Below are 11,428 nucleotides of genomic sequence, written 5' to 3' on the forward strand. Positions count from 1 at the left end.
TAGCGCGTAATCTGCGGCAATGCAAAAGCAGGCGGCGGATTCCCCGGAAACGGGCACGGACGGAGCCCAGGCGGTGCCGGACTGGCTGCCGGCCCTGCTGGCGGGCGAGCGCGCGGCGCTGGCCCGCGCCATTACCGCGGTGGAGAACGATACCGACGAGGCCAGGCTGGTGCTGCAGGCGATCCGTGGCAAGCTCGGACAGGCGCTGGTGGTTGGCTTCACCGGCGCGCCGGGTGCGGGCAAGTCCACGCTGGTCTCCGCCTATGTGGCCGAGCTGCGCCGCCGCGACCTCAATGTCGGCGTGGTTGCCGTCGATCCCTCCAGCCCGCTCACCGGCGGCGCCATTCTTGGCGATCGTATCCGCATGAGCCAGCATGCCGCCGATGCCGGCGTGTTCATCCGCAGTCTCGCCAGTCGCGGCCATCTCGGCGGGCTGTCGCGTACCGCTGCCCGCGTGATCGATGTCTTCGATGCCTCGGGCCGCGATGTGGTGATCGTCGAGACCGTCGGCACCGGCCAGTCCGAGGTCGAGGTCGCCGAGATCGCGGATGTTCGCGTGGTGGTCAATGCGCCCGGTCTGGGCGATGACATCCAGGCGATCAAGGCCGGCATCCTGGAGATCGCGGATATCCTGGTGGTCAACAAGTCCGACCTGCCCTTTGCCGAACGTTCGGCGCGCCAGCTTGCCGCGATGAGTGCGCAGCGCGGGCAGGGCAGCGTGCCGGTGCTGCAGACCAGCGCGAGCACGGCAAAGGGCGTTCCCGAACTGGCCGATGCCATCACTGCCATCGGCAAGCGCAAGCGTCCCGATCCGCGCGCCCGCACCAAGCGTTTGTTGCAGAACCTGGTGCTCGATCGTCTGCGCAAGGGTCTGGCCGATCTGCCGGCCGCCGAGGCCGATCGTCTCTCCGATGCCGTGCTGTCCGGCGAGACCGGCATCGACGACGCGATCCAGACCATGATTTCCCTCCTCGCCACCCGTCTCTCAGGTAAATAAATCCTCCATGTCTGAAACGATCTCCGAAGCCCGTATCTGCTCCAGCATCCTCGACCTGCCCGGCTCGCGCATCCGCGTGGTCACCCGCGCCTCGGCCGATATCCCCGACATGATCAAGCTGTGGTTCGGCGAGGGCGACGAGCCGACGCCGCAGTTCATCCGCGAGGGCGCCAAGGCGGCGCTGGATGCCGGCGAGACCTTCTACGCCGCCAATCGCGGCATCCCGCCGCTGATGCAGGCGATCCATGATTACCTGCTGCGCGGCTACGGCGCCGATATCGGGGCCGACCGCATGGTGGTGACGGCGTCGGGCATGAACGCCATCATGATCACCATCCAGTGCCTGATCGAGCCGGGCGACAGCGCCGTGGTGATCGGGCCGATCTGGCCCAATGGCCGCTCGGCGATCCGGGCCATGGGTGGCGAGCCGCGCGATGTGTTCCTGAAGATGCAGGAAGATGGCCGCTGGAAGCTCGATCTCGACGAGCTGTTCGATGCCTGCGACGACACCACGCGGATGATCATGATCAACAGTCCGGGCAATCCCACCGGCTGGGTCGCCTCGGAAGCCGAGCTGGCGGCGATCCTCGACTTCTGCCGCCAGCGCGGCATCTGGATCCTGTCGGACGAAGTCTATGGCCGCATCATCTATGGCGGCGCCAAACATGCACCCAGCTACTACACGCTGGCGCAGCCGGAAGATCCTGTGGTGATCGTCAATTCGTTCTCCAAGAGCTGGTCGATGACCGGCTGGCGCCTGGGCTGGATCGTGGCGCCGCCGCGCCTGTGCACGGCGGTCGAAAAGATGACCGAGTTCAACATTTCGCATCCCACCACCTTCGTGCAATGGGGCGGCGTCGCCGCGATGAACGAAGGTGACGCGTATATTGAGGGGCTGGTCGAGCGCTACAACCGCGCCGCCGACATGGTCTATCAGGCGCTGGCGCCGCTGCCGCGCGTGCGGCTGGCCAAGCCGGAAGGTGCCTTCTATGCCTTCTTCGGGCTGGACGGCATGACCGACAGCCTGCAGACCTGCATCGACCTCGCGCGCAAGACCGCGGTCGGTATGGCGCCCGGCATCGCCTTCGGTCCCGCCGGTGAGGGTCGCATCCGGCTCTGCTACGCGGCGTCGTTGCCCAAGCTGTCGCAGGCGCTGGAGCGCCTGGTGCCGCAACTGAAATAACCTGCCGTAAGGGCAGGGTGGCGCGGCGAAAAATTTGGGTCTAGCGTTCGCGCCCGAGAAGAGTTTCTGGCAAGTCTTTGGAGGAAACAAAAAATGCGTGAAGCCGTCATCGTCTCTACCGCCCGCACGCCGATCGGCAAGGCCTATCGCGGCGCCTTCAACAACACCGATGCCGCCACGCTCGGTGCCCATGCGATCCGCGAAGCCGTAAAGCGTGCCGGCATCGAGGGCGGCGAAGTCGATGACGTGATCATGGGGGCAGCCCTGCAGCAGGGTTCCACCGGCGGCAATATCGCCCGCCACGCCGCCATTGCCGCCGGTCTGCCGGTCAGTGTGGCCGGCATGAGCGTCGACCGCCAGTGCGGCTCCGGCCTGATGGCGATTGCCACGGCGGCCAAGCAGGTGATCCATGACAACGCCCCCATCGTGGTGGGCGGTGGTCTGGAATCGATCTCGCTGGTGCAGAACGAGCATATGAACACCTATCGCGCCCGCGACGAATGGCTGATGAAAAACAAGCCTGACATCTATATGGCGATGATCGATACGGCCGAAACCGTCGCCGAGCGCTACGGCATCAGCCGCGAGGTGCAGGATGCTTATGCGCTGGAAAGCCAGAAGCGCACGGCCGCCGGTCAGGCCGCCGGCAAGTTCGACAACGAGATCGTGCCGATGTCGTCCAAGATGGCGGTGGTCGACAAGGAGACCAAGGAAGTCTCCTACAAGGATGTCACGCTGGCCAAGGACGAAGGCAATCGTGCCGATACCAAGCTGGAAGGCCTCGCCGGCCTGCAGCCGGTGCGCGGTCCGGGCAAGGTGATCACGGCCGGCAATGCCAGCCAGCTTTCCGATGGCGCCTCCGCTTGCGTGGTGATGGAATCGAAGCTGGCCGAGAAGAAGGGCCTGCAGCCGCTCGGCATCTATCGCGGTATGGCGATTGCCGGCTGCGAGCCGGACGAGATGGGCATCGGCCCGGTCTTTGCCGTGCCCAAGTTGCTGCAGCGCTTCGGCCTCAAGATGGACGATATCGGCCTGTGGGAACTGAACGAAGCGTTTGCCGTGCAGGTGCTCTACTGCCGCGACAAGCTCGGCATCCCCAACGAGCTGCTCAACGTGAATGGTGGCGCGATCTCGATCGGCCATCCCTATGGCATGTCGGGTGCGCGCATGACCGGTCATGCCCTGATCGAAGGCAAGCGTCGCGGCGCCAAATATGTTGTGGTGACCATGTGCATCGGCGGCGGTCAGGGCGGCGCCGGACTGTTCGAAGTCGCTTAAAGCCTCGGCGTCGCGAGGCGGGTCAGAATCAGTTCCGCCGCGCCGCCGCGTTCGTAGCGCACGATCCCGAACTGGCCATAGGTCTGTGCAAGGCCTATGGCCGTTTCCGTTTCCAGGTCCAGCACGGCGAAACCCGGTTCCGGGTACCAGCCGGCACGGTCGGGTACGCCCAGATGCGGCAGAACCGCCAGCCCGCGTGTCGCCAGATCGCGGCGCAGGCGCTGATGCGCGGCCATGTTGCGGCTGACGGCCAGATGCTGGCTGCGCGGGTTCCAGGCATTCAGGCAGATCAGCGTGTCAGCTTTGGCCTGACGCAGAAAGGCGTCGGCCTGCGGGCTGGTCTTACCCAGCCGCAGGCCGATCAGCGTGCCATCGGGTGTTGTCACCGCATAGGTGGTGGCGACATAACCCTGCAGGGTGCGATCAGAGATCACGGCATCTCCGCCGCGGCCAGCGCCTGACGCAGGCCCTGCGTGCCGGGATTGCTGACCACATGGTCGTAGAGGATGTTGCGCGGATGCGCTTCCTTGCCGTAGTAGGCGGTGTTGCGGCTATGGCGCGCCGTAATCACCGCGCCCTCCACCGATACGCCGGCGGCCAGGCCCTTGCTCTTGGAGAAGGAATAGATGTCGGCGCCCAGATTGGTGGTGGTGGCGGCTTCCACGCCCATGCCGACCGGGCCGGCGGCCACGGTGGCGTCGGCGCCGAGCTTGAACTCGTTGCGCAGGATGGCCTCTACGGCCTTGTCGTTCATCAGCACCAGAATCACTTCGGAGGCCTCGCCGCCGATCTGCAGGCCAATGGAGCCGGCGCCCATGGTGTAGATCGTGGGTTCGCTCCAGCCGGTGCCGGTCTTGGCCAGCAGCACGCCGCTGCCGCCTTCGCCGCCGATGATGAAGCTGGCTTTCAGCAGCTGCGGTACGACAAAGACGCCCTTGGCTTGGGCCAGCTTGCGGCGCAGGTCACTCATCTGGCCGTCGGTGGTGAAATGCTCCACCGTGATGCGGGCGCTGTCGATCAGCGTCTGGTCGTCGCTGGCGGCATGGGCTGGCAGCGCGCCGAGCAGCATGGCGCCGGCGGCGCCGGCAATAACGGTGGTGAAGAGCGTGCGGCGGGTAACGATGGGGGCGAGTATGGGAGTCGGCATGATCGGGTCCCTTTCCGGGTTGGCAAAAGGCGAATCTGAATATATTGCTTCGGCCGCGCCGAATCACCCCGATGGACGGGTGGGCGCGGGTTGTTGCAGCGTAAGCTAGTCCCTAAACTGTGGCAGCTTTGTGGAACGGAGGCGGCATGTCCAAGGCCCAGGAAAATACCGCTCAGGAGACCATCCCGGCGGACATCGCGGCGCTGAGCTTCGAGGCCGCACTGAAGGCGCTGGACGAGATCGTCGCCAAGCTGGAAAGCGGCCGCGTCGATCTGGAAGAGTCGATTGCGCTCTATGGCCGCGGCGCGCTGCTGAAACGCCATTGCGAGGCCAAGCTGAAGGCCGCGGAAGAGAAGATCGAAAAGATCGTCGTCGGCGCCGATGGCCAGGCCGGCACCCAGCCCTTCAAGGCCGACTGAGATGGCCGACCAGCCGTCGCCCGCATTCGCGGCGGCCATGCAGGATGTTGGCACAGCCGTAGAGGCCGCGCTCGACCGCCTGCTGCCAGCCGTGGAAGGCCCGACCGAAAAGCTTGATGAAGCCATGCGCTATGCCTGCCTCGGTGGTGGCAAGCGCCTGCGCGCGCTGCTGGTCGTCGCCGGGGCCGACCTGTTTGCTGTGCCGCGTGCACAGTCGCTGCGGGTCGCGGCCGCCATCGAGATGCTGCATGCCTATTCGCTGGTGCATGACGACCTGCCCTGCATGGACGATGACGACCTGCGACGTGGCAAGCCCACCGTGCACAAGGCCTTCGACGAGGCCACCGCCGTGCTGGCCGGCGACGGACTGCAGACGCAGGCTTTCCTGGTGCTGGCCGATCCGGCCACCCATGCCGATGCCGCCATCCGAGCCGCACTGGTCGCCGGCCTGGCATTGGCAGCCGGTGCGCGCGGCATGGTTGGCGGCCAGGCCATCGACCTGGCGGCCGCAGACCGGACGGCGGCGGGACAGCCGCTGAGCTATGACGAGATCGCCCGGCTGCAGGCGCTGAAGACCGGCGCGCTGATCGCCTTTTCGGCTGAGGCGGGCGCGATCCTGGCCGGTGCCGGGGCGGCAGAACAGGCAGTCCTGCGCGATTATGCCGCCGATCTGGGACTCGCCTTCCAGATTGCCGACGACCTCCTCGACCATGAAGGCTCGGCCGCCGAGGTCGGCAAGGCGGTGGGCAAGGATGCCGCGGCCGGCAAGGCCACCTTTGTCGGCCTGCTGGGCCTGGATCAGGCCCGGGCCAAGGCGCGGGCGTTAACCAATTCGGCCAAATCCCGGGTTTCGGCCCAATTCGGCCCTGGTTCCGTGGTTTTGCAGGAGCTGGCGGAGTTTGTTATAACCCGCCGCTCGTGACACGATCAGGCCAAGATGATCAGCAACCGCACGCCCCTGCTGGATACCGTCCATAGCCCGGCCGATACCCGGCAGTTCGATCTCGACCAGCTCAAGCAGCTCGCGGACGAAGTCCGGCGCGAGATGATCGATGCTGTCTCGGTCACCGGCGGCCATCTGGGCGCCGGCCTTGGCGTGGTGGAACTCACCGTTGCCGTGCATCATGTCTTCGATACGCCGGCCGACCGCCTGATCTGGGATGTCGGCCACCAGGCCTATCCGCACAAGATTCTCACCGGCCGCCGCGACCGCATCCGGACCCTGCGCCAGCCCGGCGGCCTGTCGGGTTTCACCCGCCGTTCGGAAAGCGAATACGATCCCTTCGGCGCCGCGCATTCCTCCACCTCGATCTCGGCCGGTCTCGGCATGGCGGTGGCGCGCGACTTCAAGGGCGAGCGCAGCAATGTCATCTGCGTGATCGGCGACGGCGCCATGTCGGCCGGCATGGCCTATGAGGCGATGAACAACGCCGGCTCGATGGACAGCCGCCTGATCGTCATCCTCAACGACAACGACATGTCGATTGCGCCGCCGGTCGGCGCCATGAGCGCCTATCTGTCGCGCCTGATGTCGTCGCGCTCCTATCTCGGCCTGCGCCAGGTGGCTAAGCAGATCGGCGAAAAGATTCTGCCCAAGGGCCTGACCTCGATGGCCGAGAAGGCCGAGGAATACGCCCGCGGCATGATGGCCGGCGGCACGCTGTTCGAGGAGCTGGGCTTTTATTACGTCGGCCCGATCGACGGCCATAACCTCGATCATCTGGTGCCGGTGCTCAAGAATATCCGCGACACCGACAAGACCGGCCCGGTGCTGATCCATGTGGTGACGCAGAAGGGCAAGGGCTATGGCCCGGCCGAGGCCGCCGACGACAAGTATCACGGCGTGTCGAAATTCGATGTCGTCACTGGCACCCAGGCCAAGCCCAAGGCCGGTCCGCCGAGCTATACCCGCGTCTTTGCCGACAGCCTGGTCGCGGAAGCCGCACGCGACGACAAGATCGTGGCCGTCACCGCCGCCATGCCGTCAGGCACCGGCCTCGATGTGTTTGCCAAGCGCTTCCCGAACCGCTGCTTCGATGTCGGCATAGCCGAGCAGCATGCGGTGACCTTTGCCGCCGGCCTGGCCACCGAAGGCTTCAAACCCTTTGTCGCGATCTATTCCACCTTCCTGCAGCGCGCCTATGACCAGGTGGTACATGATGTGGCGATCCAGCGGCTGCCGGTGCGTTTCGCCATCGACCGTGCCGGCCTGGTCGGCGCCGACGGCGCGACCCATGCCGGCAGTTTCGATATCGCCTATCTCGCCTGCCTGCCCGATATGGTGGTGATGGCGGCGGCCGATGAGGCCGAACTCATGCATATGGTCGCCACCGCGGCCGCCATCGATGATCGGCCGTCGGCCTTCCGCTATCCGCGCGGCGAAGGCACCGGCCTGCTGCTGCCCGAGCATGGTTCGGTGCTGCCGATCGGCAAGGGCCGCGTCATCCGCGAAGGCAGCAAGATCGCCATTCTTTCGTTCGGCACGCGCCTGGCTGAAGCGCTGAAGGCCGCCGACGATCTCGGCGCCCGCGGCCTGTCGACCACGGTGGCCGATGCGCGCTTCTGTAAACCGCTGGATACTGATCTGGTGCGCCAGCTGGCGCGCAACCACGAAGTGCTGATCACCCTGGAAGAAGGCTCGGTTGGCGGCTTCGGCAGCCATGTGCTGCAGTTCCTCAGCCATGACGGACTGCTGGATCATGGCCTGAAGATCCGGCCGCTGGTGCTGCCCGACCGCTTCATCGACCACGACAACCCGATGAAGCAGTATGACGAGGCGGGGCTGAATGCGCCGCAGATCGTCGCCACCGCTCTCATGGCGCTCGGTCGCGCCAGCGAGATTCCGGCCCGCGCCTAACAGGACAATTCATCATGATCCTCAAGGAAGCGCGGGCCACGCTCACGCTGGCGCTGCCGATTGTCGGCACCCAGCTCGCCCAGATGTCCATCCACGCCACCGATGTGTGGCTGCTGTCGCATTTCAGCGAACTGGCGTTGGGCGCGGCGGCTTTGGGCGTCGCCATCTTCACCTTCTTCTGGATTATCGGCCTGGGCCTGGCCATGGCCACACCGGCGGTGGCGGCACAGGCGCTGGGTCATGATCCCAACGATCGTGCGGGTGTGCGCCATGCCGTGCATGACGGCCTGATTGCCACCGGCGTCTATGGCGTGGTCTGCACGGCGCTGCTGTGGCTCAGCGAGCCCTTCCTGGTGCTGATCGGCCAGCCGGCCGAACTGATCACCCTGGCCGTGCCCTTCCTGCAGGCGCTGAGCGGCGTGTTCATCGCCTCGGTCTGGTTCATGGTGCTGCGCGGCTTTGTGGCCGCGCTGGAACGGCCGCGGCCGGCCATGGTGTTCATGGTGCTGGCCCTGGTGCTGAATGCCATCGTCAATTACGTGCTGATCTTCGGCTTCTGGATCGTGCCGTCGCTGGGCGTGATCGGCGCCGGCCTTGGCTCCAGCCTGGTGAATATCGCCACCTTCATCGGGCTGGGCTGGTATATCGCCCGCGATCCGCAGTTCAGCCTCTATAAACTGTCGCGCGGCTGGTGGCGTACCACGCCAGACCGCATGCGCGCCTATCTGCGCGTCGGCCTGCCGATCGCCATGGCGCTGGGCGCCGAGGTCGGGCTGTTTTCGGCCGCCGCCCTGCTGATGGGTCGTCTGGGCGCGGCGGAAGTGGCGGCGCATCAGATCGCGCTGCAATGGGCCTCGTTTGCCTTCATGGTGCCGATGGGCCTGGGCCAGGCTGCCACCGTGCGTGTCGGCCTGGCGGCCGGCGCCGGCGATGCCGGCGGTTTGCGCCGGGCCGGCTGGATTGCCATCGCGATGGGCATTGGTTTCATGGGCCTGACGGCACTGGTTTTCGGCTTTGCTGCCGCGCCGCTGGTCGGTTTGTATTTCCCCGACCGCAGCTCGGCGGTCTTCGATCTTGCGGTGATCTATCTCGGCATTGCGGCGCTGTTCCAGCTGGTCGACGGGGCGCAGGCGGTGGCCAATGGTGCCCTGCGCGGCCTGAAGGACACGGCGACACCGATGGTGATCACCATCGTCGGCTACTGGCTGATCGGTTTCCCGGTCGCCGTCTGGTTCGGTTTCTACACGCCCCTGCGCGGCACCGGCGTCTGGATTGGGCTGGTGGTTGGCCTGACCGTGGTGGCCGTACTGCTGGTCTGGCGTTTCGCCGCCCGCAGCCATAGTCTGCAGCGATGAAAGCCCCGAAACAGCGCCTCGATCAGCTGCTGGTGGAGCGCGGTCTGGCGGAAAGCCGGACCAGGGCGCAGGCCGCCATCATGGCCGGTCTGGTGTTCTCGGGGGAAAAGCGCCTCGACAAGCCGGGCGTGACGCTGGCGGCCGATGTGCCGCTGGAGGTACGCGGCAAGCCGCATCCCTGGGTGAGTCGCGGCGGCGTCAAGCTCGCGCATGCCATCGATCATTTTTCGTTGGATGCTGCAGGCCGCACTGCCATCGATGTCGGTTCGTCCACCGGTGGCTTCACGGATGTGCTGTTGCATCATAATGCCGCGAAAGTCTTCGCTGTCGATGTGGGCGAGGGCCAGCTCGACTGGCGCTTGCGCAATGATAGCCGCGTCGTGGTGATGGAAAAGACCAATGCGCGCCATCTGACGGCCGAGCTGATCCCGGATCCAATTTCCTGTGTGGTCTGCGATGCCAGCTTCATCGGCCTGGAGACCGTGCTGCCGGCGGCGCTGGCTTTGGCTGCCGCAGATGCCTGGGCCGTGGCTTTGATCAAGCCGCAGTTCGAGGTCGGCCGCGAACGCGTCGGCAAGGGCGGTGTGGTGCGCGATCCCGCGCTGCATGAGGAAGTCTGCAACACGATCCGTGAATGGTGGAGCGGTTTGCCCGGCTGGACCGTGGCCGGTATCGAGCCCAGTCCGATCCTGGGGCCAGAAGGCAATCGTGAATTCCTGATCGCTGCCAGAAAAGGTGCAATCCATGCGTGATGTCGAGGGTGTGATCGAACGCATGGGCGGGCAGGGCCATGGCGTGCTGAGCAAGGATGATGCGCGGTATTACATCCCCTTCACCGTGCCGGGCGACCGCGTGGCCGCCAAATCCGGCGAAGAGCGCGGCGACGGTTTCGCCGCCGCAATCAGCGTGCTGGAGGAAGCAGGACCCGATCGCGTCGAGCCACCCTGTCCGCATTTTGGCGCCTGCGGCGGCTGCGCGCTGCAGCACTGGGCCGATGCTCCTTACCGGGCCTGGAAGCGCGACAAGCTGGTGGCGGCGCTCAAACGGCGTGACTTCGAGGCCCCGCTGGTGGAGGATCTGGTCGCCGTGCCGGATGGTTCGCGCCGGCGCGCCGAGTTCATTGTCCGCCGCGTGAAGGACAAGGTGCTGGCCGGGTTCCACGAGGCGCAGACGCGCAAGATTGTCGACCTGCAGACCTGCCTGGTGCTGCGGCCCGGTCTGGTTGCCGCTTTGCCCGGCCTGCGCGCCATGATGTTGCCGGTGCTGGGCGATGGTTGGGCCGTCGACCTGAAGGTCACCGAGACCGAAACCGGCCTCGATGTGCTGATCACCGGCAAACTGAAGATGCGGGTGCAGGAGCGGATCGAACTGAGCAAGACGGCCAAGCAGCTTGGCCTCGCGCGCCTCAGTTTCCGCTTCGACATGCGCGCCGAGCCCGAGATGCTGTATCAGGGCGAACAGGCGCCGCGCGTGTCCTTCGGTGCCCATGCCGTGACGCTGGCGCCGGGCGGCTTCCTGCAGGCCACCGCCGAAGCCGAACAGGTTATGGCGGATTTCGCCGTCGATGCCGTGAAGGATGCCAAACGCGTCGCCGATCTTTTCTCGGGCTGCGGCGTCTTTGCCCTGCGTCTGGTGGCCAGCGGCAGGACCGTCTGGGCGGTGGATGCCGACAAGCCGGCGATTGCCGCGCTCACGGCCGGCGCCAAGGGTTTTGCCGGCAAGCTGACCGCCACGGCGCGCGATCTGGAGCGCCAGCCGCTCGGTCGGGCGGAGCTGAAGAAGCTCGATGCCGTGGTGATCGATCCGCCGCGCGCCGGCGCCAAGGCGCAGGTGCAGCAGATCGCCGAGGCCGCGAAGGTCGGCGAGGCGCCGGGCCTGATCGTGATGGCCTCTTGCGATCCCTCCAGCTTTGCCCGCGACGCCCGGGTTCTGGCCGATGCCGGCTATGTCCTGGAGCGGGCGGTGCCGATCGACCAGTTCCGGTGGTCGCCGCATCTGGAAATCGTCAGTCTTTTCAAACGCTAGCCTGCGCTGACAGGGGGGGTTGCAAAGCCCCCTTAGACGGGCTATATCCCGGCCCCGATCCCTGCTGGGGGATCGTCTAACGGTAGGACCCCAGACTCTGACTCTGGTTGTCTAGGTTCGAATCCTAGTCCCCCAGCCATTCCTTCCCGGAATCCGCTGCCAATTCA

General features: G+C 66.0%; 11 protein-coding genes and 1 tRNA gene. 10 read left to right on the forward strand and 2 right to left on the reverse strand.

The genetic code is table 11. From position 1 onward, the window contains the following. Positions 1-73: 73 nt before the first annotated feature. From meaB to AC1ROB_RS07295, 3 genes are all read left to right on the forward strand, one after another. On the forward strand, positions 74-997 hold the full coding sequence (gene meaB, locus AC1ROB_RS07285) for a methylmalonyl Co-A mutase-associated GTPase MeaB (RefSeq protein WP_492971861.1): 924 nt from the start codon (positions 74-76) through the stop codon (positions 995-997). Between the two features lie 7 nt (positions 998-1,004). Continuing rightward, positions 1,005-2,180, forward strand: coding sequence for a pyridoxal phosphate-dependent aminotransferase (locus tag AC1ROB_RS07290; protein ID WP_492971860.1), 1,176 nt, complete (start codon positions 1,005-1,007; stop codon positions 2,178-2,180). A 93-nt stretch (positions 2,181-2,273) separates the two neighbouring features. Then, positions 2,274-3,458, forward strand: a complete 1,185-nt coding sequence (locus AC1ROB_RS07295) for an acetyl-CoA C-acyltransferase (RefSeq protein WP_492971859.1) — start codon at positions 2,274-2,276, stop codon at positions 3,456-3,458. Here AC1ROB_RS07295 and AC1ROB_RS07300 read toward each other — a convergent pair. Both AC1ROB_RS07300 and AC1ROB_RS07305 read right to left on the reverse strand, forming a co-directional pair. Further along, positions 3,455-3,892 carry a DUF3293 domain-containing protein gene (locus AC1ROB_RS07300; RefSeq protein ID WP_492971858.1) on the reverse strand — a complete coding sequence of 146 codons (438 nt, stop codon included), beginning with the start codon at positions 3,890-3,892 and terminating at the stop codon, positions 3,455-3,457. The two genes, AC1ROB_RS07295 and AC1ROB_RS07300, sit on opposite strands and share 4 nt — an antisense overlap. After that, positions 3,889-4,605 (reverse strand): lipid-binding SYLF domain-containing protein, encoded by a 717-nt coding sequence (locus AC1ROB_RS07305; RefSeq protein ID WP_492971857.1) that lies wholly within the window; start codon positions 4,603-4,605, stop codon positions 3,889-3,891. The genes AC1ROB_RS07300 and AC1ROB_RS07305 overlap by 4 nt, the downstream gene beginning before the upstream one ends. A 146-nt stretch (positions 4,606-4,751) precedes the next feature. On the opposite strand from AC1ROB_RS07305, the gene AC1ROB_RS07310 reads away from it, so the two are divergent. From AC1ROB_RS07310 to AC1ROB_RS07340, 7 genes are all read left to right on the forward strand, one after another. Further along, positions 4,752-5,024: an exodeoxyribonuclease VII small subunit gene (locus AC1ROB_RS07310; RefSeq protein ID WP_492971856.1), complete on the forward strand. Its 273-nt coding sequence runs from the start codon at positions 4,752-4,754 to the stop codon at positions 5,022-5,024. 1 nt (position 5,025) lies between these two features. Then, positions 5,026-5,946, forward strand: coding sequence for a polyprenyl synthetase family protein (locus AC1ROB_RS07315; protein ID WP_492971855.1), 921 nt, complete (start codon positions 5,026-5,028; stop codon positions 5,944-5,946). Between the two features lie 15 nt (positions 5,947-5,961). Next, complete coding sequence (dxs, locus tag AC1ROB_RS07320; RefSeq protein ID WP_492971854.1) at positions 5,962-7,881, forward strand: 1-deoxy-D-xylulose-5-phosphate synthase; 1,920 nt, start codon at positions 5,962-5,964, stop codon at positions 7,879-7,881. Positions 7,882-7,895: 14 nt separating this feature from the next. Continuing rightward, entirely contained in the window at positions 7,896-9,236 is a 1,341-nt protein-coding gene (locus AC1ROB_RS07325) for an MATE family efflux transporter (protein ID WP_492971853.1), read from the forward strand. Further along, a complete protein-coding gene (locus tag AC1ROB_RS07330; protein ID WP_492971852.1) occupies positions 9,233-9,988 on the forward strand; it encodes a TlyA family RNA methyltransferase in 756 nt (251 codons plus the stop codon). The genes AC1ROB_RS07325 and AC1ROB_RS07330 overlap by 4 nt, the downstream gene beginning before the upstream one ends. Beyond that, the gene (locus AC1ROB_RS07335; RefSeq protein WP_492971851.1) at positions 9,981-11,261 is read left to right on the forward strand and encodes a class I SAM-dependent RNA methyltransferase; all 1,281 of its coding nucleotides are present in this window, start codon (positions 9,981-9,983) and stop codon (positions 11,259-11,261) included. The genes AC1ROB_RS07330 and AC1ROB_RS07335 overlap by 8 nt, the downstream gene beginning before the upstream one ends. A gap of 65 nt (positions 11,262-11,326) precedes the next feature. Further along, a tRNA-Gln gene (locus AC1ROB_RS07340) sits at positions 11,327-11,400 on the forward strand. The last annotated feature ends 28 nt before the right edge of the window (positions 11,401-11,428 follow it).

It is taken from the genome of Ferrovibrio sp. GW821-FHT12F09, from assembly GCF_058806775.1.

Bases quoted from the DNA above. Each gene is read 5' to 3' on its own strand.
- AC1ROB_RS07290 (WP_492971860.1), top strand. From the start codon at position 1,005: ATGTCTGAAACGATCTCCGAAGCCCGTATCTGCTCCAGCATCCTCGAC.
- AC1ROB_RS07325 (WP_492971853.1), top strand. From the start codon at position 7,896: ATGATCCTCAAGGAAGCGCGGGCCACGCTCACGCTGGCGCTGCCGATT.
- AC1ROB_RS07295 (WP_492971859.1), top strand. From the start codon at position 2,274: ATGCGTGAAGCCGTCATCGTCTCTACCGCCCGCACGCCGATCGGCAAG.
- dxs (WP_492971854.1), top strand. From the start codon at position 5,962: ATGATCAGCAACCGCACGCCCCTGCTGGATACCGTCCATAGCCCGGCC.
- AC1ROB_RS07335 (WP_492971851.1), top strand. From the start codon at position 9,981: ATGCGTGATGTCGAGGGTGTGATCGAACGCATGGGCGGGCAGGGCCAT.
- AC1ROB_RS07315 (WP_492971855.1), top strand. From the start codon at position 5,026: ATGGCCGACCAGCCGTCGCCCGCATTCGCGGCGGCCATGCAGGATGTT.
- AC1ROB_RS07310 (WP_492971856.1), top strand. From the start codon at position 4,752: ATGTCCAAGGCCCAGGAAAATACCGCTCAGGAGACCATCCCGGCGGAC.
- AC1ROB_RS07305 (WP_492971857.1), bottom strand. From the start codon at position 4,605: ATGCCGACTCCCATACTCGCCCCCATCGTTACCCGCCGCACGCTCTTC.
- AC1ROB_RS07330 (WP_492971852.1), top strand. From the start codon at position 9,233: ATGAAAGCCCCGAAACAGCGCCTCGATCAGCTGCTGGTGGAGCGCGGT.